Source organism: Arthrobacter sp. 24S4-2 (assembly GCF_005280255.1).
Lineage (GTDB): Bacteria > Actinomycetota > Actinomycetes > Actinomycetales > Micrococcaceae > Arthrobacter.
Genome location: NZ_CP040018.1, coordinates 4,963,924 through 4,988,708 on the forward strand (window position 1 = coordinate 4,963,924; position 24,785 = coordinate 4,988,708).

Sequence of the window (24,785 nt, forward strand, 5' to 3'; positions counted from 1 at the left end):
TCATAACGGGCCCATTGCTTCCAATCGTAGTCGTCGACAACGCAGAGCACGCGGAGGCCCTCGGCACCGCACTCCTGGATGGTGGAATCAATCAGGTGGAGGTGACGCTCCGCACCGAAGCGGCAGTGGAGGTGATCCGCCGCCTAGCGGCTATCCCCGAACTCACCGTTGGTGCGGGAACAGTTCTCTCCGCAACTGATGTCGATCGCGTCACTGACGCAGGCGCCAAGTTCCTTATCAGCCCCGGGTGGGACGAAAAGGTTCACCAAAGCGCCCTCGATCACGGCGTCCCCTGGTTCCCAGGGGTAGCCACCGCTACCGAACTGATGACGGCACGCTCCGCTGGTATCAAAACCGTCAAACTTTTCCCCGCCGCGCAGCTGGGCGGAACAGCCTTCATTGACGCACTGACAGCAGCCTTCCCCGGAACCACATTTCTCCCTTCGGGAGGCATCAATATCGCCGAGGTCCCCGAGTACCTCCGTCGCCCCTCCGTCCTGGCAGTAGGTGGAAGTTGGATCGCGGGGCGCTCCCTCATCGCTTCGGGATCCTTCATCGAGATCGAAGACAGCTGCAGGAACGCCATGAGGACACTGCAATGAAGCGGCGGGTATTCACCTTTGGTGAGACGATGGCATTGTTCCGGGCCGGCTCGCCCGGAGGAATAGAGACGACCAGCGAAGCCAAAATTGGTATCGGTGGTGCTGACAGCAACGTCGCCATAGGCCTCAGCAGACTAGGCGTGTCGACCCAGTGGGTAGGTAGGGTAGGCGACGACTCCCTCGGAAGGCGTATTCAGCGGGAACTGCGGGCAGAAGGAATCGATACCCATGTAATCGTCGACCCGGCTCCCACCGGGCTCATGATCAAGGACCATCGTACGCCCCACACCACTCAGGTGCTGTTCTATCGACGCCACAGCGCAGGCAGCCGGCTCGCACCAAAAGACATCTCTCGGGACATGATCGCCCACGCCGGCATTGTCCATATCACAGGGATCACGGCGTCGCTCTCCAGCTCAGCTGAGGACGCCACCTTCACTGCCATCCAATACGCCCGCGAGGAAGGCGCCCAGGTGAGCTTCGACGTCAACCACCGACCAAGGCTCTGGCTCGACGATGACCCTGCTCCGTTGTACCGGAAAATCGCTAAGAGCAGCGACATCATCTTTGCCGGAAGCGATGAAGCACGGCTTCTGCTTGGCCAGGGAATCAGCTCCAACTCGACCTGGCTCGCCTGTGAGCTCGCAGAACTCGGACCGCGCGAAGTCATCATCAAACTCGGTGCAGACGGCTGTGTCGCAGATATTTCGGGTCAGGCATACACCCAGCCCGCAGTGCCGGTCACTGTCGTCGACACGGTCGGGGCCGGGGATGCGTTCGTCGCCGGTTATCTGGCTGCGCTCATCGAAGGAGCAGACCCCGCGGCGCGACTACGCCGCGCAGCAACCGTTGCAGCGTTCAGCTGTTTGAACGACGGGGACTGGGAAGGCCTGCCCCGGCAAGAAGACCTGCATCTCCTGGAAACACAGGACCCGGTGGACAGATGACTGAACTGACAATGAACACCTTGCGCACCGGTGTCCGCATATCCAACCTTGGCTTGGGCGCATCTCAGTTCGGCAACCTGAACCGGCTCACGACCGACCAGGCATCAACAGAGGCCGTCGCACGCGCATACGAACTAGGGCTGCGGTACTTCGACACCGCTCCCCACTACGGTCTGGGACTTTCGGAGTTGCGGCTTGGCGCTGCACTGCAGGCGCTGGACCGCGACGACATCGCCGTGTCCACGAAAGTTGGCCGACTCCTGCTCGATAGTCCGGAGACAGCGGATCGACTCGACGACGAAGGCTTCCTCGTCCCGGCCGCACGCAAACGAGTTTGGGACTTCAGCCGCGATGGCATCCTCCGATCTGTGGAGGAGAGCCTTCAACGGCTTCAGGTCGACACACTTGCGATCGCGTACCTACACGATCCGGACGATCACTGGGAACAAGCATCTACCACCGGAATCAATACACTCATCGAGCTCCGCGACCAGGGCGTCGTACGCTCGATCGGAGTGGGCATGAACCAGGCCGACATGCTTTGCGAGTTCATCCGCAACACCGATATCGATGTCGTTATGATCGCCGGCCGACTCACACTGCTGGACCAGTCCGCAACGACAGAGCTTTTGCCGCTAGCGCAGAGCAGAGGAGTGGGGATAGTTGCAGCTGGCGTTTACAACTCAGGCCTGCTCAGCTCCGTCACCGTAAAGGACGGTGCCAACTTCGACTATGCGCCAGCCTCGGACGCGATGACGGCAAGGGCACGTCGAATCGCAGCAACCTGCCAAGCCCACGGCCTTAGCCTTCCCGACGCCGCACTTCAGTATCCGCTCCGACATCCCTCCGTCCTGTCCGTGGTCGTCGGCACCCGCTCGACCTCACACGTCGACAGCAGTCTTGAACGCTTCCTCACCCCAATTCCCGACGAGCTCTGGGCCGAGCTCGACGCTACGGGCCTGGTCCCTGATCTGAACGGAACACCATGACCACCATTATCGACGCGCAGGTATATGACCTGCGGTTCCCCACGTCCCTGAGCCTGGATGGTTCCGATGCAATGAACAAGGACGGTGATTACTCAGCTGCCTACGTCGTACTTGTCACGGACGATCCGCAGCTGTCCGGATATGGGTTCACTTTTACGATCGGGCGGGGCAACGATCTGTGCGTGGCAGCTGCCCGCCAGCGTGCACTTCCGCTTATTGGCCGCGATGTCGCCAACATGGTAGGCGATCTCGGCGGTGTGTATCGGGATCTGGCCGGTGATACGCAACTGCGGTGGCTTGGACCGGAAAAGGGCGTCGTCCATCTGGCGATGGCAGCTGTGATGAACGCAGTCTGGGATCTTGCGGCGCGTCTGGCTGGGAAACCGGTATGGCGGCTGCTGTCAGACATGAGTCCGGAAGAACTTGTCGACGTTGCCGATCTGCGCTACCTTTCCGACGCACTCACGAGGGACGAGGCAATCGAAATTCTCCGCGAGATGGAGCCGACACGTCAAGAGCGAATCGACGAACTGGACCGTCGCGGTGGATACCCGTGCTACACCACAAGCGCAGGGTGGTTGGGATACAGCGATGACAAATTGCGCCGGCTGCTCAAAGAAGCTGTCGACAGCGGATACCAGCATGTGAAACTGAAAGTCGGTGCCAATCTCGAGGACGACCGGCGCCGAATGGGCATTGCCCGCGAGGTGATCGGATGGGACGCCAAGCTGATGATTGACGCGAACCAGGTGTGGGACGTCCCCGAAGCCATCGATTGGGTGAACGAGCTCGCGCATTTCAATCCCCTGTGGATCGAGGAACCCACCAGCCCCGATGACGTCCTCGGCCACGCAGCTGTACGCCGCGCCGTTGCACCCATCGGGGTCGCGACCGGAGAACATGGCATGAACCGGGTCTTGTTCAAGCAGATGTTCCAGGCAGGTGCAATTGATTACTGCCAGCTCGACGCGGCGCGGCTGGCAAGCATTAATGAAATTCTCGCCGTCTATCTCATGGCAAAGAAATTTGGTGTGCCGGTGTGCCCGCACGCAGGCGGAGTTGGATTGTGCGAACTGGTCCAACACCTGTCCATTTTCGACTACGTCGCGGTTTCGGGCACCCTTGAGAACCGTGTCACGGAGTACGTCGACCACCTGCATGAGCACTTCGTCGATCCATGCATCGTTGTCGAAGGGAATTATGTCCTGCCTTCGCAGCCCGGATACAGCGCCAAAGTGTTCCGCGAAACACTCGACGTGTACTCCTATCCGAAGGGAAGCTACTGGGCGGCTGCATCAGAGTCTGAGTCTGTAGGTGCGGTGTCGATATTGTGAGTGTCTGCGAAGTCTTCGACGGCGAGCAGGTGAGCGTGCATCCGCAACCTGGCCCGGTCGGGGTCGCGGCGGCGAATCGCCTCCAGAATCCCGCGGTGCTCAGCTTGGGTCGTTGCCGTCGCGCCCTGCTCGGTCATCGCCCTCCATACACGCGTTCGATAAGTACGGCCCGCCAACGAGTCAACGAGCGCTCCCAAAAGAGGGTTTCCCGAGGCGCTGGCGATGCTTCGGTGAAACTCAGTATCCACGTCGATGATTGCACTGACACTGGTTTCATCTATGTCTCCGTCCAGCAGGGCATCGACGCGAGCCAACAAAGAACTCATCTGTTCTACTTGTCTGTCCGTTACCCGCCTGGCGGCCAAGGATGCGCTCTCGGCTTCCAAAACCCGTCGCACATGAATCAATTGCGAGGGTTCTGCAGCCATCTGGCGGTTAGCAAAGAGTGTCAAAGGGCCGAGCAGCTTACTGGCGTCCAGGGAAGTGACGTAGGTACCATCCCCTTGACGGGTTTCCAGCACACCGAGGACCGCAAGCGCACGGACGCCCTCGCGCAAAGAGCTTCGCGAAACCCCTACGAGCTCGGCCAGGTCTTTTTCAATGGGAAGTCGATCACCAGCAGAGAGCCTCCCTTCATCCACCATGGCCAAGATGGATGCAACGACATGGTCGGTTTGCGAGCGGCGCACTGTCGGCAGGCCATCCGATGAGGAATCATTCATCTGATCATTTTAGAGGGGCACTGTGATTATTGACTCCCATATGCACGTCTGGGATCTTCAACGAGTCTCATATGACTGGCTGGGTCCGCATCTGCCGGACGTCAACCGCACCATCTCGTTCGATGAGATCGCGCCCGTCCTGGCTGATCTGAGCGTGGAGGGCGTCCTCCTCGTGCAGTCGGCAGATAACGCCGAAGATACACGCAACATGCTCGAAGTCGCTGCAGCGCACCCGGAAATCCTCGGTGTCGTCGGTTGGGTTCCCCTCGAGAACCCGGCAGAAACCCCGGTTCATCTCGCCAAACTGGTTCAATGTCCCGAGATCGTGGGCATACGGAACCTCATCCACGATCGGACCGATCCCGACTGGGCGCTTCGCCCCGCTTTCGATGACGGACTCACGATCATTGAAGAGCACGGGCTCCCGTTCGATTTTGTTACGAGCGGTCCGGAAGCCATTTCCCGGCTGATCACAGCTGCAGGCCGCCATCCCCGGTTGATGTTTGTGCTCGATCATCTCGGAAAACCCCCAATAAATGCCCCGGTGCGGGAGCTACGACGATGGGAGGACCTCATTGCCGCTGCGGCAGAACAGCCGAACATCGCCGCGAAAGTTTCAGGCTTATACCCCACAACAGGGTTAGCATCGGCATGGACCGTAGACCAGGTGGCCGGAATAGTCGAAACTGCGTTGGAAGCGTTCGGAGCGGAACGGCTCCTCTACGGCGGAGACTGGCCAATGTCAATCTCAGCTGGTGGGTACAGGCGAATGTTTGCCGCCCTCAGTTCGATTGTTTCTGCCTGGCCAGCCCACGCACGGGAGCAATTCTGGTCAGGGACCGCAACCCGTATATACCGGCTGAAAGGTACCCGGATATCCGGAACTGATCCGGATCACCGTTAGCACTTTGCAAGTCCAAACCAAATTTAAACTCGCAACAACGAACCGGAGGGCAGCATGGAACGTGTGGCACAAAGAATCGATCTGCCGCGATCGAACCAAGAGGAGTACCTCCGGCTTCACCGGTCTGTATGGCCAGAGGTGGAAGCCACACTAACCCGCGCGGGCATCCGGAACTACAGCATTTTTCTGGCCGATGAAATGCTCTTCGCATACTTCGAAATAGACTCTGCGACATCGTTTGCCCATGCTTCTGCGACCATTGCACAGGACCCGAAGACCCGGGAATGGTGGAAACTCACGGACCCCCTGCAGCGACGGGTGGAAGGAACGCCTGATAACGAACAGTGGTTTAGGCTCCAAGAAATCTGGCACCTCGACTGAATGACCTGACGAGGTGGACAACGTACCGACCGGACTTAAACATTTCCGCGAAGCGGATTAGGACCTCGAAGCCATCCGGGCAGAAAGCAGTCGTGGCCGCAGGCGCATGTGCCTCGGGGTCTTTTGGCCTGCTGGTAGCAGTAGCCGCAGATTCCTCCGTCTGTCCACCGGGCCGCGATTTGGTGGTATTAGGCGCAGCGCCGTCATGATTCAGGCCATTTGACGGGGTCGCTGGTTTTTCGTGTGGCGTAGTTGCGACATGCGTTCCCCTCGATAGTTCCCTGCCCGTCCTGCAGCAGACACGACCCTCAAAGCGATCGGGCCAGTGCGGACCTTCGAATTCTGCAAGGGGCCATGTCGAACGGGTGCCGTGGTTGGACGTAAACCTGACAATTAGCACCAATCCGGATCAGCAACAATTCCGACTTCGCCCACACCCCTCTACCAACCGAATAACGACGCTCACAGGTGGGTACCGATCAAGCCGTCCTGGTGTGTTAGCTGCAACTTTAAACTGACCAGAGACGGCAATTTGGATTGACCGTTCGCGGCAGTGGTTTTGACCAATGGCTGCAAGTACTTTTGACCAGTTCTTGGCCGTGCGTGTGGCCGGGGCTTGCTGGGATTCCCTTGTCCATCCCCCGTGTCATTACGGGGAGAGCCCCTTCCTTCCGCGGTGAAATAGCGATGCCAATCGTTTTTTGTTTCACCCATCGTGGGAAGGAAGGGGCTTGATGTGAAGTCTCCAGGAGAGTTCATGGAAATTTTAGCTGCTTATGATTTGACCCGGTCGTACCGGGATGCCGCGAAGATCTGCGGCGTTTCGCACAACACTGTCCGTTCGTATGTGAAGGCCCGGCAGGAAGGCGTCCAGGCGCCGGTCGCCCGCCAGCGGGGCCGGATCACCGACCCGTTCCTGCCGCAGATGAAGTCGCTGGTCGAGCAGTCCCGCGGGAAGATCCGCGGGGACGTTGTGCACGGAAAACTCGTTGATCTGGGCTATCCCGGATTGAGCTGCCGCGGAGATCTCGGACAGTGGGCCCTCTTAAAATGGGGGTCTACCGAAAGTAGAGATCAGCATGACCGCATCACGGAAGCGATTTACCCAGGAGTTCAAGGACGAGCTGTGCCGCGAGGTGATCAACACGTCCAAGCCGATCAAGGACGTGGCCACCGCATACGGTGTCGGCCCCGAAACGCTCCGCAACTGGCTGGTCAAGTACCGCGCGGCCAACGGCGGCACGGAGGCGGATCTGACGGTGTCGGAACGGGCCCGGCTGAAGGAGCTCGAGCGTGAAGTTCAAGAGCTGCGGGCGGAGACTGCCTTCTTGAAAAAAGCCAGCGCTTACTTCGCGCGGGAGCAGCGGTAGTGAGCAAGTATGAATTCATCAATCCCAAAAAGCCGAGCCCGCCAATCTGAATTCGGTCGTGAAAATGTGCCGCTGGTTGGCCGTGTCAACGTCCGGTTTCTATCACTGGGCCACCCGCCCGCAATCGGCCACAGCGGCCCGCCGCCAGGCCCTGACCGCGCGGATCCGGCATTACTTCGAGGCGTCCGACGGGACCTACGGGTACCGGCGCATCCACGCCGATCTCGCCGCGGAACAGACCGAGTGCTCACCCGAGCTGGTGCGGCAGATCATGCGCCACCAAGGCCTGGTGGCCTGTCAACCACGCCCGTTCCGCGTCACCACCGAGGCTGATGCTGAGGCAGCCGCGGGCATGCCCGACCTCCTCAAGCGGGACTTCACCGCCGACCGCCCCGGGGTGAAGTTCGTCGGCGACATCACCTACATCCACACCTGGCAAGGATTCGTCTACCTCGCCACCGTCATCGACTGCTATTCAAAGAAAGTCGTCGGCTGGTCCATCGCCGATCACATGCGCACCGAGCTCGTCGCCGACGCGCTCAAGAACGCCGCCGCTACAACCGGGATCGAGCCTCTCGCGATCTGGCACTCCGATCGGGGCAGCGTCTACACATCGACCGATTTCAGGGCCCTGGTAGCCGGCCTGGGCATGCGCTCCTCGATGGGACGCACCGGCGTGTGCTGGGACAACAGCATGGCCGAATCGTTCTTCTCAGCCCTGAAAAACGAGCGCGTCTACCGGACCGTTTACGCGACCAAAACACAAGCCCGGAGCGACATCATTCGCTACATCGAGGGGTTTTACAACAGCCGGCGCCGTCACTCCGCGCTCGGTTACCGTCGGCCCAACGAAGTCCACTATGGTTATCAACAGCCAGCCCTGGCAGCGTAGAAGTATCCACTAATTCCGCTGTCCGAAATCCCCGAAGCAGCTCAGTCTCCCGCGTGGCAGCCTTGTGGCGTTCCTGGGAGCACCTGCGCCTCGACCCGGCAACCGGCATGAGCGTCTGGTGGCGGGACCATGCAGACCACCACATGAAAGTCCTCTTGGACCCACAGGGACCGTTCTACAACTGCGGCATGAAAGAACACCGCGACCCCGAACACCTCGAACCCAGAAAAGCCCCGGCGGGATGGTTCCCAGACGTTCGGACTATTCCGGGCTGACAGGGACACCTACAGGACGCGACTTAAAAAAGAAATCAGGGCTGGAATCGGTTATCGGTTCCAACCCTGATTTTGCTTTTTCTGGTTCTAGTGTCCTGCGCCTGAAATTCGGTTCAGAAGTCGGCCGATGGATTCGAGGATTTGTTCTGCTGTTTTTGTCCATGTGAAGGGTGTGGGGCTGGTGTTCCACTCGCTGACCCATTTGCGGATGTCGGACTCGAGGGCCTGGACGCTGCGGTGATCGCTGCGCCGCAGCAGGTCCTCGGTGACGAAGCCGAAGAACCGCTCGACCTGGTTCAGCCAGGATGAGTACGTCGGGGTGAAGTGCATGTGGAACCGCGGGTGGTTCTGCAGCCAGGTCTTCACGCCGGGTGTCTTGTGGGTTTGGTAGTTGTCGCAGATCAGGTGCACGTCCAGGCCCTCGGGGACCTGTGCGTCGATCTTGGCCAGGAACTTCCTGAACTCGATGGCCCGGTGTTTGCGGTGCAGGGACGAGATCACGGACCCGTCCGCGGTGTTCAGTGCCGCGAACAAGGTGGTGGTCCCGTGCCGGACGTAGTCATGGGTGCGCTTCTCCGGCAGGCCGGGCATCATCGGGAAGGCTGGCTGGGACCGGGCCAGCGCCTGGACCTGCGATTTCTCGTCTACGGAGAGCACCACCGCGGATTCGGGCGGGTTCAGGTAGAGTCCCACGACGTCATAGACCTTCTCCACGAAGAAGGGGTCGTTGGTGAGCTTGAACCCGTCGGCGCGGTGGGGTTTGAGTTCGAACGACCTCCAGATCCGCCCGATCGTTGACTTTGAGAGCCCCGACCGCTCGGCCATCTTCGCCCGTGACCAGTGTGTGGCGTTCTTCGGCGTTGATTCCAGCGTCGCGACCACGACATCCTCGACCTGATCACTGGTGATACTGGCCGGACGGCCGGGTCTGGGATCATCGACCAGCCCGTCCAGCCGACGCTCCAGGAAACGGCGCCGCCACTTCGCCACGGTATGAGGTTCGACCCCGCACCGGGCGCCGACCTCCACGTTGCTCAGGCCCTCGGCGCTGCCCAGCACGATCCTGGAGCGCGTCGCCAGCGCCTGGGCCGATTTGGCCCTCCGCGCCCACCGGGACAGGGTTTCCCGCTCTTCATCCGACAGTTCCAAAGGGGCCTTCGGCCGCCCAACACTCGCCATACCCCATTCTACAATTACGAAGCGAATTTAAGGCGCAGGACACTAGTGAGCGGCTTCGTACTTCTCGACGACATCCGCTTGGATACGACCGCGCGCGTTTACCTGGATGCCATCTCAGCCGCCCACAGACGTACCCCTTTCGCATCCGGGCCGTCGTGGGAGGACTTCGTACCCAGCAGGTCAAGGGCCGCCGGTGCAGGGCCGTCGACAAAGCCTCGGCCCACCGCATGCTGCTCCTGCGCCCGGGCGATTCGCTCAGCCCCAGAGCAGCCAATCGGCTGGAGGAAGTATTCACCGTCAACGATCCGGCGGGCACCCCGCAGGCGGTCTGGAAGGTCAAGGAACAACTCAGGGCCCTGCTGCGCAGCGGCTCTCTGGAGGACGCCGCGGCAGCCAAAATAAAACTCGAAGAGCTCGTCGCGGCAGCTACGAGGCCGGAGACGAAAAGGCTCTACCGCACTGTCTGCAGATGGTGGAAGGAGATCGAGGTGCTGATCAATACCGGCGCTACGACAGGCAAGGTCGAGGCCAACAACACCGCGATCCAAAACATCAAACGCACCGCCCGCGGGTACCGCACGCCACCGACTTCAAATCGGTTATTCTTCTGAGAAGTGCCGTACGGACGGCGGCATGACACGCATCCCAGGGATCGAAATCCCCACGAACCGTGAAGAGCCTCTTTACTTGTGTAGATTCGCAGCCGAGAGTAGCTGTACTACGCTAAAGCGCGAGAGAACACGGTGGAGCTAATGAATCTGGATTGGTTGAACCAGTCGTTTGCACAATACAGTCTATTCTGGCTAGTCCTATCCGGGGTTATCGGAGGACTAACTGGAGCATCCTCAAAGTTTATCTTCGAAGACGTACTGCGTCCACGATTGAACTCAAACCGATCGATTGACGCGATTACTAAGCAGCATTCTGTGCCAATAATTCGCGCAGCAGATAATCTTGAGCGACGGATAAATAACCTCGTGCGCAACGCCGACAGGGGGTGGTACGCCAGTTCGGATCATTATAAAATCAGCACACTGTTCATTTTCGGGGAGTTTCTCGCGATTGTCCGCTCCATCGAACGTGAATTGGGATATCTACCTCATGAGTCCACGAACCGCGGAAAGAGTTTTAATGCTAAAGTATATGGACCTTTCCGAGCGATGACCAGCTTTGCATATTTCCGCACGGTAGCAGCAGACGCAGACGATATAGGCGCGTCAGGTGTTCCCCGCCTAATGCTAACAGCGATAGGTGAAAAGATGCTTACGGAACAGGGCCGAGTGCGAGAATTTACCGATTTTGCAACCTTGTTTTCCAATGATCCGAGGTTTCGGAAGTGGTTCGACGATCTGGATAAATTCCTCCTCGAGGCGACTACTATCAACGAACTAAGCTGGGATCGACTAATTGCCCTCGGCGCGAACCTTCGGCTTCTTGTAACGTTTCTCGATCCGAAATCGAAGTTGCTTGACCAACGCGATGTCGCAAATCTGGATTTGATCAAAAATCAGCAGGTTCGCTCAGCCCTCAATGCTGAAATAGCGGAACAATAAGCACTAAATCATACGCTTCCGAAACCAAGCAACTTATACCGCAGTGCTTCTTCAACCGCCAATTCTGCCTCCTCATCTGGTTCCCACTTAGAAGCGTCAAAGATACAGGCGTTAAATAATTGTTCACTGTTTTCGAAAGATACAACCGCCGCTACAGCACCTAACTTGGATGCATACTGTCGAAGTCTTAGGAGGCCGTGGATAGCCTCCTCCGCGTCCGAATATTCCGTCTTCGCTGCAAGACAAAAGAAGAATATCCCCAAGCTCGCTTGTCCGTCTTCCAGGAACTCCACGTATTGGGAACAATCCTCATGTGAGTCCAAGGTCGATTTCTTTACCTCACGCGGAACCGAGTTGGCAATTTGCCGGCTCGCTTTATCGAGGTTGAGTATGGCTTCGCTCACTCGCAGCCACCCAGGTGGCCGATTGCGTTCCAGGACGTTGAGCAATAGGTTGACGACCGGTTCCTCTATGCGTCTCGGCCTACTTGCCACGCTACGCCGCTCGCCATTTTTATGACCGTACCAATCGAGTAGATCATCGGCGAGGCCCGGAGTAAGCTCCGTATCGTCTGAAGCCGGAGATAGTCCCCAAGACACATAGTGCATCAAGTAGTCCAACTCGTCCCTGGCTAGGATCTTAGCAGCAGAGGCCCGGCGTTGTTTGAGGTAGTGGATGAATTCACTAGGCCTATCGAGAACCTCTTGGAGCACCTCCAAATCGTGAATGTTGAGAAGTAAAGGTGTCTCTGTTCCCGGAGGGCAAAGCAAGCTTTCTGCGAGGTCCTCCGAAACGGTCACAATGTGATTGAGGTCCTCTAAGGTAACTGCCAGAACATAGACCTCGGTGACAGCGCTTACGTGGCCCTTCGCATTTAGGCATGGTTGGTCGATTTGGTCCGGTAGGGCCGGTGGCCGCCGGCGGCGAGTAGGCATCTGAGTCTGTAGTTGGTGAAGTTGCGGAAGCCGCGGGCGATGCGGCGGGTGGTTTCGATGACGCCGTTGATTGCTTCGGTGGGCCCGTTGGAGGCGCCGTTGGTGTCGAAGTAGGCGAGGACCGCGGTCTTCCATTGTTTGAGTGTCCGGCCGAGCCGGGCCACTTCCGGGATCGGGCACGTCGGGAATGAGGAGATCACTTCGGTCACGAGTTCCCGTCCCCGCGACGGAAGGGCATGGTAGATGTTGCGGACCTTCTGGTAGCACTGCCAGGCCAGAGTGACTTCGTGGTCCGGATCCCCGGCGGTGAGTTTGGCATCGAGTCTTGCGGTTTGTTTGTCGGTGAGGTGTTCGGCGCCTATCTGCAGGGTCCGACGGATCCCGTAGAGCGGGTCCCCCTTGCGTCCGCGGTGCCCGAGGGTGTCCTGCTGGACCCGGCGGCGGACCTCATCGACCATGGCCGTCCCGAGCTTGACGACGTGGAACGCGTCCAGGACGGTGATGGCTTCGGGTAGTTCGTCGCGGATCGCATTCGCGTAGCCGCGGAACGGGTCCAACGCAGCGGTCTTGATACCGGCAGTGAACTCCTCGCCGCGCGCTCTGAGCCAGTCAGCGTAGGCCTTCCCGGACCGTCCCGGCACGAGGTCGAGAAGCCGTGCATGGACAGTGCCGTTGGCGTCGCGGGTGTGGTCCACGATGCCGGTGACCATGCCCGATCCGGGCGGGCCAGTGTGGGACCAGACATGCTCGTCGACGCCAAGCGCGTCCACGCCGGCGAGCCGGTCCGTGATTCCGATGCGTCTGGTGGCCTCTGCCTTGACGGCGTCCCAGACGGTGTGCCAGGAGACGCCGAGCTGGTGGGCCAGGGCTGAGACTGAGGTGTCGAACCGGGCCAGCGCGTCGGTCGCCCATGCCACTGCTCGGGCGGTGAGTTTCGCCCGCGGCCCTGCCAGTGGGTGTTCCTCGGTGAAGGTGTTCCCCGGACAGTCTGGGTCCGGGCAGCGCCAGACCCGCTTTGCCCACAGCAGCCGCACCGGCCTGCCGAAACAGGGAATGTCATGAAGCTGGACCTGCCGGCGTCCGTGGCCGATCGCGATGACGCCGCAGTCCGGGCAGCCGCTGAGGGTTTCCCCGGTTTCGACGCGCAGAACCAGGCCGTTCTCGGTTGCCGTGACGGAGCTGATGTGGATGCCCTCGACACCGAGCAGAGCATCAGCGCGCGTGCACCAGCGGCCACCGGAACAAGACATAGAGTTATTCATGTCAGGGTCTCTTTTGGGTATTGGTTTGCTTGGTCGCTACCAATTCAAAGAGGCCCTGACCTCTTTCCAGCCGCACCACGCCGCACCGCTCCGCACCATGCCACGCGGCGGTGCTCTCAGCCAGCCCTAACCATGCCTAAATGCGAAGGGCCGCTTACGTCGAGGAGCATGTTCTTCTTTATAACCTCAACCTGCGCCTTCATCTTGAAGTCAGTTGCGCGACTAATGCGTAGATGAGTGTTGTCCAATAACAACGGCCTAATTCGTTCACCTTGTTCAACAGCTGTTTTGACTAGCGGCTCTAAGGCTTGCCACAGAAGTTCGGGTGGGTCTAGAACATTGTGGGCGTTCGGGCGGAGACGATTGCTTTTCGCTTCTACAACTACTGCAATATTATCTAAAATAAGAAGACCGTCAGTCTCATAAACAACTTTGTTTGACGCGAAGTCCCGGTAGTAACACACGTTTGCCAGTGCGATGTCAGGATGCACCGCCTTCTCAAGAAGTTCTAGGGCTCTCACCTCCAAGTACTTGCTTCTATGGGCTAGGTATTCCTGATTTTGCGGATCGTACAGAGCCGCCTCGAAAACGCGCCTAGTGGGTATCCGGTTAGCTCAGGTAACGGGGTCCGATCCCGGATCGTGGGCAGTGATTTGGCGGTAGGTCGTCGGTGCTTGCGTAGTGCCGAGGCCGAGCAGGGACTGGAAGGCCGCCATGGGCGTGCCGCGCCTGTTGTAGCGGAACGTGAATTCATCCAGGTACACCTGTAGGTGTTCATTGCCTACGGAGCGGTGGGTTCCCCGCAGCCAGGTCTTGAGGTTGCTGATGGCGCGGTGCACGCGGGGAAGGACCGGGTCGGTGTCGCCGGCCTTCTTGGCAGCCCGCTGGGAGCGAGGGCGGTGGGTGTAGCCCTTTTTGGCCAAGGGGGCGTAGCCCATCCACCCGTCAGTATGCACGATGGCCCCAGGGGCCACGGTGTCCATCACGAAACCGGTCAGAGTGTCACCGGAGGCATCGTGGATCACTTTCATTCGCACCCTTCCCGAGCCCTGGCCGCGCACCTCCACTGCGACGACGACCTGCGTGGCCCGGGCTGTGAGGCTCCTGCCGCCGCGTCTGCCGATCTCAGGACCGCCGACCTCGCACTCGTCCACCTCGACCTCACCGGTCAGCAAGGTGCGTTCCGGGTTGACCATAGCCCGGCGCAGCTTGTGCAGCATGGTCCACGCCGTCTCGTACCGGGACAATCCGAGCTGTCGCTGCAGCTGCCGGGCGGAGATCCCCGGGGTACCCGTCGTCATCAGGTAGGCCGCCCAGAACCATAAATGCAGCGCTGTGTGGGTCTTGTGGAGCACAGTACCGGCCGTCAGCGAGACTTGGTAACGGCAGGCGGCGCATTCCCAAAGTCCCCGCGCCGCCAGGGGCCAGGCATACCGACCCTGACACCGCGGACACACGTAGCCGTCCGGCCAGCGGCACTCAGCCAGATAGTCCAGACACGCCTTCTCGTCACCAAACCGTGCCTGGAACTCCAGAATCGTCCGCGGAAAATCCGGTCTTGACATCTAGCCAGACTACCTGAGCTAACCGGATACCCACTACGCGCCTTATGCCAAAGATTATCCACGACGGCTGCACCAAGACCCACCGAATCTGCCCGTCGCCGGCGGCGGTCCGAATGAACGGTCGAGTAACCAGAGGGTTTTCTCCGTTTAGAAAGTCGTCCGTGAGCTTACCTTCACCACCGTCTAAGTCTATGGACATTCGGAGGAGTATTTCGTTTAGCGTGTCTGGATCGATCCCGGTTGCGGCTTTGAGCTCCTCCAGGCTAAATGACCCCATTTTTGCTGGTTTTGCAATTGCCGTCATTCGTTCGTCGTCATCATGCTGGGATTCCATCGCTTGCATAAATAGCATGAGATCTGCCGCAGCGCCCTTATCACCTAGGAATGAGACGCGGTCTAGGTAGCTTTCATAGCGTGGCGGAACCATACGTTCAAGGAAAGCTTGGCGGACGAGGAGTACATCTTCTAAGCCAAATCCCAGTCTTGCGATTAATTCAGCGTGGACGGCACCCGAAAAGAGCGTGCGCAGCATCTTTATTTCTTTGTCCTCAAAGTGAGCGTTGCGCAGGTGAAGCTCGCGCGCCAAAAAACCGAGCCTTATTCTTGGCGCAACAAACCCAGGAGTGTGGATAGCTGATGGCTGGCTCTTACTGTGCATTTGCATGGCCACTCGTCGCTGCTGTACAACGTAGAGCACGTGTACAAGGTTACTAATTAACTTTATAACTCTAATGCCTGCAATATGTTGTTTTTTTGAATAGACTGCGTTTGGCTTTTTGCGCGAAACCATGACGAGCGCAAAAAACTCGGGGGCTGAAAGCTCGGGTTTCCATTCAGATTCCTTATATGTTTCAGCATTTGTGAGCGTGCAATACAACCACAACCTTGGAATGATGTCGAGGGCGTCATATGCTCGACTGAAATAAGAAAGTAATAAATAAAGTGCAGAACGTGTGAGGCCCAATATGAGAATGGTAGGGGTGTATAAACGTAGAAAACGGATAACCCGGACAAGCGTAAGCGACCGATTCATTGTCGTTAAAAGTCGGCGTCCTTGAGGAGTGTCTCTAACTTTCATAGCATCGATAACCATGCGCACGCAGGTTAAAGTCGATTGCGTTGTCCTTCATACCCCTTGCTTTACATTTCGTCGTATCCTGCAACACTGTTGATCCGTTGCTTAAGGATTTTTCGTAGCAGGCGTTAGTCATGAGTTATTCTCTCTTTCACTGGATTTGAAGTTTACGCCAAGACCCCTCAGTGGGGATGATGTTTCCATCCTTCTTGGGCCACAAGAAAGTTGCCTTGAGATAGGGGCCGCGTACGGTGTCGGTGACGGTCGAAAAGTGAGCCATTGTGACGGTTGAGAACTGAGCCACCTGTTCCAAACGATTGGGTGGGTGATCACTCCGATAAGCTATTGGCAAGGTACGTGGGAGAAGGTGGGGGCATTGAGTAGCGAACGGGCTTCGCTGGACCCCAAGTCGAACCGAGGCGTGCGGTCCCAGACCCTGGAACGCGCCTTGGACGCCCTGCAAATTCTTGCGGACGGCAAACGGCGAACAAGCCAGGAGCTGGCGGACGAACTCGGCCTGCACCGGTCCATCGTGTACCGAATCCTCCGTACTCTCGAGGACTATTCGCTCATCGCCCGCGCCTCCGACGGGAAGTACCTGCTGGGACTGGGCATGGCTGCACTCGCGAAGTCCGGTATGGGCGATCTCGAGGTGCAGGTTGCCGCCGTGCTCCAGGAATTGTCCAACGTGACGGCCGCAACGGCAATTTTCTGCGGTCCCCAGAGGGACGATGCCGTCGTCTTGGCGTCCACACGGCCGTCACAGCGGCCCGCCTCGGTCGCCATCCGGACCGGAACGCGGTTCCCACTCAACGGCGGGGCACCAGGGATGGCCATCCTCGCACTCCGGGACCCCCGGGAGGATGAGTCGGACGAGACGGCCCTCGCCCGGCAGACTGGCATCGTCCACACTAAGGGTCAGCCGTTCGTCGGCCTGGAGGCGGTGTCCGTCCCGATCAGGATGCCGGACGGGCAGGAAGCCAGCCTCTCGTTGCTATTCCCCGTTGGCGACGCCGAGGCCACGACGGTCGCGCGCGAGCTCCGGACCTACAGCGCTCGGCTTGTCCTGCCGTCCGAGGTCTGGCAGCACTAAAGTCCGGACCGCTGGAGGCTTCCTCCCATGCGGCCAAGCCGGGAACTTCACCGCCCACGCGCAGCCCGACTCCGTACCGGCCGCGTCCCGCCCGCGGGGCAGCTGTCCATCAGCCGGCCGTTCGGCGTAAAGCTCGCCTCACCTCCTCGCGCCCGGCGACTGCCGCAAACTGCCCAAGTAAATGCACGACGCTCTTGCGTGACATGCACCACTGTCGCTACAGTAGAGCTCACATATAGAGCAGTATCTATAAGATTGCTCCTATATAGAGCACACGCTTCTGGGTCGCTTTGCGGCCTGGACAATGACGTCCCAGCAGAAGGCAGGACTATGAAGAACATCGGCATTATCGGTGCAGGCGTCGCGGGCCTCCACCTTGGTCTGCAACTACGCCAGCACGGCATTCCCGTGACCATTTACACCAACAGGACCGCCGAGCAGGTTCGCGGGGGCGGGTCATGAACAGCGTCGCCCACATGCACGTCACCCTGGCTTTGGAGGCCGATCTCGGCATAGACCATTGGCCCGGTGAGGAGTACACGTACAGCGCGCACTACCACCACAACGGCTGGGGCGATGAGCGCACCTACGCCGGCGAATTCACGGCCCCGTCGCGTACGCTCGACTACCGCATCTATCTGCCCCGGCTGATGGAGGACTTCACCGAGCGCGGCGGCGTGATGGAATACCGAGACCTGTCCGCCGGGGAGATCCACGCGCTGACAGACGTGCACGACCTGGTGGTGGTATCGACGGGCAAGGGCGAGATCGGGGCGATGTTCCCCAAACGAACCGACAAGTCGCCGTATGACCGTCCGCAGCGAAAGCTGGCGGTCGGGTTCTGGCATGGTGTTGCCCGCCGAGATCCGAACGGTGTGGAGATAAGTATCATCCCCGGCGTCGGCGAACTCCTGGCGATCCCGATGTGGTCATTCTCGGGACCGGTGATGGCCCTGTTGTTCGAAAGCGTGCCCGGCGGACCCCAGGAAGTGCTCACCGACCAGCGGTTCGAGGACGACCCCGAGGCCTACCGCAAACTGACGCTGGACGTGCTCGGGCGCTACCACCCGACCGTAATGGAACGCGTCGACGTCGATGGGTTCCGGATCCAGGGCGAACAGGACATCCTCCAGGGCGGAGTGACGCCCGTGTTGCGGGAAGACTACGTGCGGCTCCCGAACGGGAAGTTCCTCCTCGCCCTCGGCGACGTCCACCTGACAGTCGACCCTGTCCAGGCACAGGGCGCCAACGCCGCAGCCTACTCCGCCCGGGTCGTGGGCGACGCGGTCCTCGAGGACGAGGTCTTCGACGAGCGCTTCATGAAGAAGGTCGCCAGCCGCCGTGCCGAGCGCATCGAGGCCGCGAACGACTGGATCAACACAATGATCCACAATCCCCCCATGCCGCAGATCCCGGCGCTCTTGACCGCCATGGTCGGAAACCAGGCCCTGGCCGACGAGTTTACAGAGAACTTCAACTACCCCATCCGGCAGATCGATCTACTCGGCAGCGAGGCGAGGGTGGACGCAGCGATCGAGCGCGCCGCCGCCCGGACCACGGTGCCGGCAAACTAGCGAAAGGACCAGACAAATGCACAAGCTAATCGTGCTGTACCCCGAACCCGACAACCGGCAAGAATTCATCGACTACTACACGGCGAACCACCTCCCACTGGCCGCCCGGCTCCCCGGACTCGTCGGCTGGCGGTACTCGCTGGAGGTCTCGGACGGCCCGGCGGGAACGGCACCGTACTTCGCCGTCTTCGAGGCCGAATTTGCGCACGCCGAAGCGTTCCGGGCCGCAATGGCCTCCCCCGAGGGCCAGGCCGTCGGGGACGACGTGCCGAACTACGCCACGGGCGGCGCCATCGTCCTCGACTACGCAGTGTCGAGTGGAGGTCTCTCATGAGCGACCTGAAGCCGGACCAGCTGCAATTCCGCCAGGCCATGGCGCACCTCGCAGCTGCGGTCAACATTGTCACCACCGAGGGGCCGCATGGGCGGCTGGGCATCACCGTCAGCGCCGTCTGCTCGGTGACGGATTCCCCGCCCACCGTCCTGGTGTGCGTGAACCAGCGCAGCGCCGCGCACGACGTGTTCACCTCCAACGGCGTGGTGGCCATCAATGTGCTCGCAAGCGAACAGTCCGAGCTCGCCCGCCACTTCGCCGGAGCCACGAGCGTGCCCATGCAGGAGCGCTTCGCGTGGGACATCTGGGATGACGATGCCGCCGCGCCCACCCTGCGGCACGCGCGCGTCGCCATGGTGGGCAGGATCCGGGACACGTTGTCCCGGGGGACCCATTCAGTCATGTTCGTGGAGATCGACTCCATCCACATCCGCGACGACGCCGAGGGTCTCGTGTATTACGACCGCGGCTTCCACCGCGTCAGTGAACTGACAGCCATCTGACCGGTCACCAACGCCGGCCACTTCTTCTACGCACCGGTTTCCGCGCCGGGCGGGACGACGCCGCCCAGCAGTTCGCCGATACGCCGCGCATCACCGACCCGTACCCGAAGGCACCGGTGACGGTCCGCAGTTCGTGACCATGCTCCAACGACCCTGGGCCAGCACCTGCTCGCCGGAGCAACCGCAAACGGATGGGGCGGCCCCATACATGGGACGGCCCAAGGCGGGCTCGCCGCCGACTGCGCGGGGCGGCGGCGAGCCCCCACAAAGCAGAACCCACGATTCTTTCCCGTCCGCCACCCCAGCACACCGTCCGCCCGGGCCATTAACCAACAGGAGATAACGATGACCACCGACACCTCCACCACGTCCACAACCGCCGAGGACCTACTCGATGCCGTCCAGCCGACCGAGGGCGGCCGGGAGATCAAGGACCCGGCCACCGGGGAGCCGGTCGGCCGGGCCCCTGAGCACACAGTCGCGGACCTGGAGACCGCGATCGCCGCGGCCGGCGCCGCGCAACCGGCTTGGGGAGCACTGTCCCACGAGGAACGCTCCGCGTACCTGAACCGCGCCGCGGATGCCGTCGAGGCGAACGCCGAGGCCCTCGCGGTGCTGCTTTCCCGGGAGCAGGGCAAGCCGCTCAACGGCCCTAACGCGCGCTTCGAGGTTGGGGCCTGCGCCGCCTGGCTGCGGGCCACGGCATCGTTCGAGTTGGAGCCCGAGGTGCTGGTCGACGACGACGGCGGCCGCGCCGAACTGCACTACCGCCCCCTCGGGGTCGTCGGCGCAATCGGGCCCTGGAACTGGCCCATGATGATCTCCGTCTGGCAGCTCGCCCCGGCCCTGCGCATGGGCAACACCGTGGTCGTCAAACCCTCAGGCAACACGCCCCTGTCCGTCCTGACCCTGGTCCATGTACTGAACACCGCTCTTCCAGCCGACGTGCTCCACGCGGTGTCGGGCCGGCGCGATATCGGCGCCGTGATGGTCCGCCACCCGCGCATTGCCAAGATCATGTTCACCGGCTCCACCACCGCCGGCCAGGACATCATCCGCTCCTCTGCGGACACAGTGAAGCGCCTGACCCTCGAGCTCGGCGGCAACGACGCCGGGATCGTCCTCCCCGACGCGGACCCGAGGGCCATCGCCGAAGACCTCTTCTGGGGCGCGTTCATCAACACCGGCCAGACCTGCGCGGCCCTCAAGCGCCTGTACGTGCACGAGGACCTCTACGACCAGGTCTGCGAGGCCATGGTCGAGGTCGCTACCCGGATGCCGATGGGCGTCGGGCTGGACGAGAACAACGTCCTCGGACCCTTGCAGAACAAGGCCCAGTTCGACATCGTCGCCAACCTCGTCCAGGCCGCGAAGGACGCCGGGGCCAGGATCCTCCTTGGAGGCAATCCCGAGCCCGGGCAGGCGGGCCACTTCTACCCCACGACCCTCGTCGCAGACATCGACAATGACAACCCGCTGGTCGCCCAGGAACAGTTCGGACCCGCCCTGCCGATCATCAAGTACTCCAACATCGACGATGCGGTCGCGATGGCCAACGGCCTCGACGTCGGCCTCGGCGCCTCCGTCTGGTCCTCCGACAAGGAAGCCGCCCGCGCTGTCGCCGCCCGCATCGAGGCCGGCTCCGTGTGGATCAACAAGCACGGAACCGTGGACCCCCGCGTCCCCTTCGGCGGAGCGAAGCAGTCCGGATACGGCCTCGAGTTCGGGACTGAAGGCCTCAAGCACCTCGGACAGCCCCAGATCATCAGCTACTAGCCACGAACCGGCGGGGCCCCTCCACAGGGAGGCGGCCCCGCCGTATATCTGCCGCAGTTCCGCGTCCTGTGATGGCACTCATGGAGAACCCCCGGCTACCCCTTCTGGGTCTCGAAATGACGGTAGATTGTGGGTCTCGTGACACTGAACTCGGCCGCGATTGCCGACACGGTGTGAACCCGCTTGCCGTCGGTGCCGGTTTCTGGCCCTTCGCATTTAGGCATGGTTGGTGTCTTTGATCCGGTAGGGGCGGTGGCCGCCGGCGGCGAGTAGGCATCTGAGTCTGTAGTTGGTGAAGTTGCGGAAGCCGCGGGCGATTCGGCGGGTGGTTTCGATTACGCCATTGATCGCCTCGGTGGGCCCGTTGGAGGCTCCCTGGGTGTCGAAGTAGGCTAGGATGACCGCCTTCCATTGCTTGAGTGTCCGGCCCAAACGCGCGACTTCAGGGATCGGGCAGGTCGGGAACGACGCAGTCACCTCGGCCACGAGTTCACGGCCCCGTTCCGGCCTGGCGTGGTAGATGTTGCGGAGCTTCTGATAGCACTGCCATGCCAGGGTGACTTCGTGGTCCGGGTCCCCGGCGGTGAGTTTAATATCCAGCCTTGCAGACTGCTTCTCACTGAGGTGTTCGGCGCCGATCTGCAGGGTCCTCCGGATCCCGTAGAGCGGATCGCCCTTGCGTCCGCGGTGCCCGAGAGTGTCTTGCTGGACCCTGCGGCGGACCTCGTCGACCATGGCTGAGCCGAGCTTCACGACATGGAACGCGTCCAGGACGGTGATGGCTTCGGGCAGTTCGTCTCGGATCGCGTTGGCGTAGCCGCGGAAGGGATCCAGCGCCGCGGTCTTGATGCCGGCGGTGAACCCGCTGCCCCGGTCTTTGAGCCAGTCGGCGTAGGCTTTCCCGGACCGGCCCGGAACCAGGTCAAGCAGCCGGGCATGCACCACGCCGTGGGCGTCGCGGGTGTGGTCCACGATGCCCGTGACCATTCCGGTGCCGGGCGGGCCGGTGTGGGCCCAGACATGTTCGTCGACGCCAAGCGCATTCACCCCTTCGAACCGGCCCGTATCAGCGATCCGTCTGGATGCCTCCACCCGCACCGCGTCCCAGATGGTGTGCCAGGAGACGCCGAGCTGGTGGGCCAGGGCCGAGACCGAGGTATCGAAATGCTGGAGCGCATCGGTTGCCCAGGTCACGGCGCGGGCGGTGAGTTTCGCCCGTGGTCCTGCCAGCGGGTGTTCCTCGGTGAACGTTGTTCTGGGGCAGTCCGGGTCCGGGCAGCGCCAGACGCGCTTGGCCCACAGCAGCCGCACGGGACGGCCGAAACAGGGAATGTCGTGGAGCCGGACCTGCCGGCGTCCGTGGCCGACCGCGACGACGCCGCAGTCCGGGCAGCCTGCGAGGTCCTCCCCGGTTTCGACGCCCAGAACCAGTCCGGCCGCGGTTGCCGTGACGGAGCTGACGTGGATGCCCTGGACACCGAGCAACGCGTCCGCGCGCGTGCACCAGCGGCCGTGGGAACAAGACATAGAGTTATTCATGTCAGGGTCTCTTTGTGGTTTTGGTTGCTTGGTCGCTACCAATTCAAAGAGGCCCTGACCTCTTTCCCGCCACACCACGCCGCACCGAAACGTTCAACGCCCCGGCGGCAGTCTCAGACTGCTCTAACCACGCTCATCTGCGAAGGTCCCGGTTTCTTCGTACATTTCCCGGGCGATCTTCACCTGCCGGGGAGTGAGCTTCGGCTTCTGGCCGCCGGTCCGCCCCGGGCGCGGGCGGCGGCGAGCCCGTCGCGGGTCCGTTCGGACATCAGGGCGTGTTCGAACTCGGCGATCGAGCCGAGGATCTGGAAGAACATCCGCCCGGTGGCGGTGGATGTGTCGATGCCCTGGTCAAGGACGACGAGGTCAACACCGCGCTCCTGCAGGGTGTTGGACAAGTCGGTGAGGTTTTCCAACGACCGGCCGAGACGGTCGAGTTTGGTGACGACGAGCTGATCGCCTGCCCGGTTGGCCGAGAGCAGGGCCTTGTCGAGTTCGGGTCTGCGGGCGAGCTTTCCGGAGGCCGTGTCGAGGAAGACCTGCTGGCAGCCGGCCGCGGTCAGGGCATCGTGTTGGGCTTCGGGGTGCTGATCCCGGGTTGAAACCCGTCCGTATCCGATTCGCATTTCGGAAACGTATCACTAACCCGGTAGAACGTTACATAGGCGAGTACACGGGAAGCGTTACAAAATGAGCTCCGTGTTTCCGTGCCTTTTCGAACATGACCTGGAGTGTCTTGCGAACGATCCTTTCCCGACACCGGTCTAAGCGTGACATTCCCGAGCGCTGGTCCTCAAACCCCAAGATCCGCCGGTTTGATCCACTAGCGCCAACGGCGGCACGGCTCCTACTCAACCCCGAGCTTGAAACATCGGAATCCCGATATTTAGCAGACACGCCCTAGCCCCTGAGAGCGCCCTTCCGCGTGAGGAGGCCTGTGTATGCCCTCCAACGCGTCAGGCACCGTCAGCGGGGCGAAAATCTCGTCCTCGCAGACACGGGAAGTGTGCCGTTTAGCGCCCCTTCACGGACAGTTCACCGGACCGGTCTCAAGGGACGCCGCTTTCTCCGTGGGGTGTGTCAAGGATGTGAGACAGCCGGTTAGTTTCTTTTTGGGTTAGGCGGCCGCAGGTAGCGGCTGGTTTTTGGTCTTGAAGTTGGCCATTGCTGTTGCCGGCGGCAGCCCATCATTGTTGGTGTGGGGCCGCCAGCGGTTGTAGAAGACCTCGATGTAGCGCATGGTCGCCCGGCGGGCGTCCTGCCGGGTGGCGAAGCTGTGGTGGTGGTAGAACTCGTTCTTCAGGGATGAGAACGCCGACTCGGCGACGGCATTGTCCCAGCACACCCCGGTGGCCCCATGGACTGACGCACAGCGTTTCCGGTGCACCAGGCGCCCATTTCCCGGGAGGTGTATTGGGTGCCGCGGTCGCTGTGGAAAATGGCATTCGGGGCCAGGTGTCCTCGGTCCCGGGCCATCGCCAGCGCGCCCGTGACAAGGGAGGCGCGCATGTGATCGGCCATCGCCCAGCCAACGACCATGCGGGTGCACAGGTCGATGACGGTGGCCAGATACAGCCAGCCCTCGCCGGTACGCAGGTAGGTAATATCCCCGACGAGCTTCGTGCCGGGAGTATCTGAGGTGAAGTTCCGGCCGATGAGATCGGCAAAAACCTTGTCCGGGTCCGAGGGGATGGTCGTGCGTTTGAAGGCGCGCATCCGCTTGGCCGCCCAGCCGTTATCCGCCATGATGGCAGCGACCGTCCCCACGGAAATCTCCACACCCGTGGCGGCGAGTTTGGTGTGGACCATGCGATGGCCGAAGATCCCGTCGGAGGAATCGAACATCGCCTTGACCAGTCCGGTCAGCTCACGGTGCCGGGCAGCCGTCGGTGATTCTTCGTGGTCCAGCCACCGGTAATACGAGGCCCGCGGAATGCCCAGCCGGGCGCACATCCAGGTGACAGGGAATTCGGCGTTCTTC

At 61.1% G+C, this 24,785-nt stretch carries 24 protein-coding genes and 3 pseudogenes; 16 read left to right on the forward strand and 11 right to left on the reverse strand.

What is annotated here, in order from left to right:
• The first annotated feature begins 14 nt into the window (after positions 1-14).
• Genes FCN77_RS23040 through FCN77_RS23055 form a run of 4 tightly spaced genes read left to right on the forward strand, consistent with a single transcriptional unit; the run spans position 15 to position 3,872 of the window.
• Positions 15-602: a bifunctional 4-hydroxy-2-oxoglutarate aldolase/2-dehydro-3-deoxy-phosphogluconate aldolase gene (locus FCN77_RS23040; protein ID WP_254678709.1), complete on the forward strand. Its 588-nt coding sequence runs from the start codon at positions 15-17 to the stop codon at positions 600-602.
• Positions 599-1,549 (forward strand): sugar kinase, encoded by a 951-nt coding sequence (locus tag FCN77_RS23045; protein ID WP_137324154.1) that lies wholly within the window; start codon positions 599-601, stop codon positions 1,547-1,549. The genes FCN77_RS23040 and FCN77_RS23045 overlap by 4 nt, the downstream gene beginning before the upstream one ends.
• The gene (locus FCN77_RS23050) at positions 1,546-2,538 is read left to right on the forward strand and encodes an aldo/keto reductase (RefSeq protein ID WP_137324155.1); all 993 of its coding nucleotides are present in this window, start codon (positions 1,546-1,548) and stop codon (positions 2,536-2,538) included. Before FCN77_RS23045 ends, FCN77_RS23050 begins: the two co-directional genes overlap by 4 nt.
• Positions 2,535-3,872: an L-fuconate dehydratase gene (locus FCN77_RS23055; RefSeq protein WP_137324156.1), complete on the forward strand. Its 1,338-nt coding sequence runs from the start codon at positions 2,535-2,537 to the stop codon at positions 3,870-3,872. The genes FCN77_RS23050 and FCN77_RS23055 overlap by 4 nt, the downstream gene beginning before the upstream one ends.
• Here the strand turns inward: FCN77_RS23055 and FCN77_RS23060 are convergent.
• Positions 3,818-4,594: a FadR/GntR family transcriptional regulator gene (locus FCN77_RS23060; protein WP_137324157.1), complete on the reverse strand. Its 777-nt coding sequence runs from the start codon at positions 4,592-4,594 to the stop codon at positions 3,818-3,820. The two genes, FCN77_RS23055 and FCN77_RS23060, sit on opposite strands and share 55 nt — an antisense overlap.
• A 22-nt stretch (positions 4,595-4,616) precedes the next feature.
• Between FCN77_RS23060 and FCN77_RS23065 the strand changes: the two genes are divergently transcribed.
• The 4 genes and pseudogenes from FCN77_RS23065 to FCN77_RS23080 form a co-directional block, all read left to right on the forward strand.
• Positions 4,617-5,498, forward strand: coding sequence for an amidohydrolase (locus tag FCN77_RS23065; RefSeq protein WP_137324158.1), 882 nt, complete (start codon positions 4,617-4,619; stop codon positions 5,496-5,498).
• A 54-nt stretch (positions 5,499-5,552) separates the two neighbouring features.
• Positions 5,553-5,879 (forward strand): L-rhamnose mutarotase, encoded by a 327-nt coding sequence (locus FCN77_RS27845; RefSeq protein ID WP_137324159.1) that lies wholly within the window; start codon positions 5,553-5,555, stop codon positions 5,877-5,879.
• 1,079 nt (positions 5,880-6,958) lie between these two features.
• Positions 6,959-8,141 (forward strand): annotated as a pseudogene (locus FCN77_RS23075) (IS3 family transposase).
• A 41-nt stretch (positions 8,142-8,182) separates the two neighbouring features.
• Positions 8,183-8,416: pseudogene (locus FCN77_RS23080) on the forward strand (DUF4913 domain-containing protein); the annotation flags it as partial.
• A gap of 87 nt (positions 8,417-8,503) precedes the next feature.
• Here the strand turns inward: FCN77_RS23080 and FCN77_RS23085 are convergent.
• Entirely contained in the window at positions 8,504-9,595 is a 1,092-nt protein-coding gene (locus FCN77_RS23085) for an IS630 family transposase (protein WP_137324160.1), read from the reverse strand.
• A gap of 155 nt (positions 9,596-9,750) precedes the next feature.
• On the opposite strand from FCN77_RS23085, the gene FCN77_RS23095 reads away from it, so the two are divergent.
• A complete protein-coding gene (locus tag FCN77_RS23095) occupies positions 9,751-10,206 on the forward strand; it encodes a transposase (RefSeq protein ID WP_175417363.1) in 456 nt (151 codons plus the stop codon).
• Positions 10,207-10,572: 366 nt separating this feature from the next.
• A complete protein-coding gene (locus FCN77_RS23100; protein ID WP_137324161.1) occupies positions 10,573-11,148 on the forward strand; it encodes a hypothetical protein in 576 nt (191 codons plus the stop codon).
• 8 nt (positions 11,149-11,156) lie between these two features.
• Here FCN77_RS23100 and FCN77_RS23105 read toward each other — a convergent pair whose 3' ends face one another.
• From FCN77_RS23105 to FCN77_RS23125, 5 genes are all read right to left on the reverse strand, one after another.
• Entirely contained in the window at positions 11,157-11,948 is a 792-nt protein-coding gene (locus tag FCN77_RS23105) for a hypothetical protein (RefSeq protein WP_137324162.1), read from the reverse strand.
• A 74-nt stretch (positions 11,949-12,022) separates the two neighbouring features.
• Complete coding sequence (locus FCN77_RS23110; protein ID WP_175417334.1) at positions 12,023-13,345, reverse strand: ISL3 family transposase; 1,323 nt, start codon at positions 13,343-13,345, stop codon at positions 12,023-12,025.
• A 116-nt stretch (positions 13,346-13,461) separates the two neighbouring features.
• The gene (locus FCN77_RS23115; RefSeq protein WP_137324163.1) at positions 13,462-13,866 is read right to left on the reverse strand and encodes a hypothetical protein; all 405 of its coding nucleotides are present in this window, start codon (positions 13,864-13,866) and stop codon (positions 13,462-13,464) included.
• Between the two features lie 93 nt (positions 13,867-13,959).
• Complete coding sequence (locus tag FCN77_RS23120) at positions 13,960-14,910, reverse strand: IS1595 family transposase (protein ID WP_137322286.1); 951 nt, start codon at positions 14,908-14,910, stop codon at positions 13,960-13,962.
• Entirely contained in the window at positions 14,855-16,003 is a 1,149-nt protein-coding gene (locus FCN77_RS23125; RefSeq protein WP_137324164.1) for a hypothetical protein, read from the reverse strand. The genes FCN77_RS23120 and FCN77_RS23125 overlap by 56 nt, the downstream gene beginning before the upstream one ends.
• 358 nt (positions 16,004-16,361) lie before the next feature.
• On the opposite strand from FCN77_RS23125, the gene FCN77_RS23130 reads away from it, so the two are divergent.
• The 6 genes from FCN77_RS23130 to FCN77_RS23150 all read left to right on the forward strand — a co-directional run bounded on the left by FCN77_RS23130 (position 16,362) and on the right by FCN77_RS23150 (position 21,265).
• Positions 16,362-17,078 (forward strand): IclR family transcriptional regulator, encoded by a 717-nt coding sequence (locus FCN77_RS23130; protein WP_175417365.1) that lies wholly within the window; start codon positions 16,362-16,364, stop codon positions 17,076-17,078.
• A gap of 330 nt (positions 17,079-17,408) precedes the next feature.
• A complete protein-coding gene (locus FCN77_RS27440; RefSeq protein ID WP_302646257.1) occupies positions 17,409-17,540 on the forward strand; it encodes a hypothetical protein in 132 nt (43 codons plus the stop codon).
• On the forward strand, positions 17,537-18,652 hold the full coding sequence (locus FCN77_RS23135; protein ID WP_217496190.1) for a styrene monooxygenase/indole monooxygenase family protein: 1,116 nt from the start codon (positions 17,537-17,539) through the stop codon (positions 18,650-18,652). The genes FCN77_RS27440 and FCN77_RS23135 overlap by 4 nt, the downstream gene beginning before the upstream one ends.
• Before the next feature lie 16 nt (positions 18,653-18,668).
• On the forward strand, positions 18,669-18,986 hold the full coding sequence (locus FCN77_RS23140) for an EthD family reductase (RefSeq protein ID WP_137324166.1): 318 nt from the start codon (positions 18,669-18,671) through the stop codon (positions 18,984-18,986).
• Positions 18,983-19,489: a flavin reductase gene (locus tag FCN77_RS23145; protein WP_137324167.1), complete on the forward strand. Its 507-nt coding sequence runs from the start codon at positions 18,983-18,985 to the stop codon at positions 19,487-19,489. The genes FCN77_RS23140 and FCN77_RS23145 overlap by 4 nt, the downstream gene beginning before the upstream one ends.
• A 345-nt stretch (positions 19,490-19,834) precedes the next feature.
• On the forward strand, positions 19,835-21,265 hold the full coding sequence (locus FCN77_RS23150) for an aldehyde dehydrogenase family protein (protein ID WP_137324168.1): 1,431 nt from the start codon (positions 19,835-19,837) through the stop codon (positions 21,263-21,265).
• Positions 21,266-21,481: 216 nt separating this feature from the next.
• On the opposite strand, the gene FCN77_RS23160 is transcribed toward FCN77_RS23150, so the two are convergent.
• The 4 genes and pseudogenes from FCN77_RS23160 to FCN77_RS23175 all read right to left on the reverse strand — a co-directional run.
• Positions 21,482-22,804, reverse strand: a complete 1,323-nt coding sequence (locus FCN77_RS23160; protein ID WP_137324169.1) for an ISL3 family transposase — start codon at positions 22,802-22,804, stop codon at positions 21,482-21,484.
• 179 nt (positions 22,805-22,983) lie between these two features.
• Positions 22,984-23,430 (reverse strand): recombinase family protein, encoded by a 447-nt coding sequence (locus FCN77_RS23165; protein WP_254678710.1) that lies wholly within the window; start codon positions 23,428-23,430, stop codon positions 22,984-22,986.
• 491 nt (positions 23,431-23,921) lie between these two features.
• Entirely contained in the window at positions 23,922-24,149 is a 228-nt protein-coding gene (locus FCN77_RS26125; RefSeq protein ID WP_175417366.1) for an integrase core domain-containing protein, read from the reverse strand.
• Positions 24,104-24,772, reverse strand: a pseudogene (locus tag FCN77_RS23175) (IS3 family transposase); the annotation flags it as partial. The gene FCN77_RS26125 and the pseudogene FCN77_RS23175, both read right to left, overlap by 46 nt.
• Between the last annotated feature and the right edge of the window lie 13 nt (positions 24,773-24,785).

Bases quoted from the DNA above. Each gene is read 5' to 3' on its own strand.
- FCN77_RS23045 (WP_137324154.1), top strand. From the start codon at position 599: ATGAAGCGGCGGGTATTCACCTTTGGTGAGACGATGGCATTGTTCCGG.
- FCN77_RS23050 (WP_137324155.1), top strand. From the start codon at position 1,546: ATGACTGAACTGACAATGAACACCTTGCGCACCGGTGTCCGCATATCC.
- FCN77_RS23055 (WP_137324156.1), top strand. From the start codon at position 2,535: ATGACCACCATTATCGACGCGCAGGTATATGACCTGCGGTTCCCCACG.
- FCN77_RS23060 (WP_137324157.1), bottom strand. From the start codon at position 4,594: ATGAATGATTCCTCATCGGATGGCCTGCCGACAGTGCGCCGCTCGCAA.
- FCN77_RS27845 (WP_137324159.1), top strand. From the start codon at position 5,553: ATGGAACGTGTGGCACAAAGAATCGATCTGCCGCGATCGAACCAAGAG.
- FCN77_RS23085 (WP_137324160.1), bottom strand. From the start codon at position 9,595: ATGGCGAGTGTTGGGCGGCCGAAGGCCCCTTTGGAACTGTCGGATGAA.
- FCN77_RS23110 (WP_175417334.1), bottom strand. From the start codon at position 13,345: ATGAATAACTCTATGTCTTGTTCCGGTGGCCGCTGGTGCACGCGCGCT.
- FCN77_RS23120 (WP_137322286.1), bottom strand. From the start codon at position 14,910: ATGTCAAGACCGGATTTTCCGCGGACGATTCTGGAGTTCCAGGCACGG.
- FCN77_RS23125 (WP_137324164.1), bottom strand. From the start codon at position 16,003: ATGGTTATCGATGCTATGAAAGTTAGAGACACTCCTCAAGGACGCCGA.
- FCN77_RS27440 (WP_302646257.1), top strand. From the start codon at position 17,409: ATGAAGAACATCGGCATTATCGGTGCAGGCGTCGCGGGCCTCCACCTT.
- FCN77_RS23135 (WP_217496190.1), top strand. From the start codon at position 17,537: ATGAACAGCGTCGCCCACATGCACGTCACCCTGGCTTTGGAGGCCGAT.
- FCN77_RS23140 (WP_137324166.1), top strand. From the start codon at position 18,669: ATGCACAAGCTAATCGTGCTGTACCCCGAACCCGACAACCGGCAAGAA.
- FCN77_RS23145 (WP_137324167.1), top strand. From the start codon at position 18,983: ATGAGCGACCTGAAGCCGGACCAGCTGCAATTCCGCCAGGCCATGGCG.
- FCN77_RS23150 (WP_137324168.1), top strand. From the start codon at position 19,835: ATGACCACCGACACCTCCACCACGTCCACAACCGCCGAGGACCTACTC.
- FCN77_RS23160 (WP_137324169.1), bottom strand. From the start codon at position 22,804: ATGAATAACTCTATGTCTTGTTCCCACGGCCGCTGGTGCACGCGCGCG.
- FCN77_RS23165 (WP_254678710.1), bottom strand. From the start codon at position 23,430: ATGCGAATCGGATACGGACGGGTTTCAACCCGGGATCAGCACCCCGAA.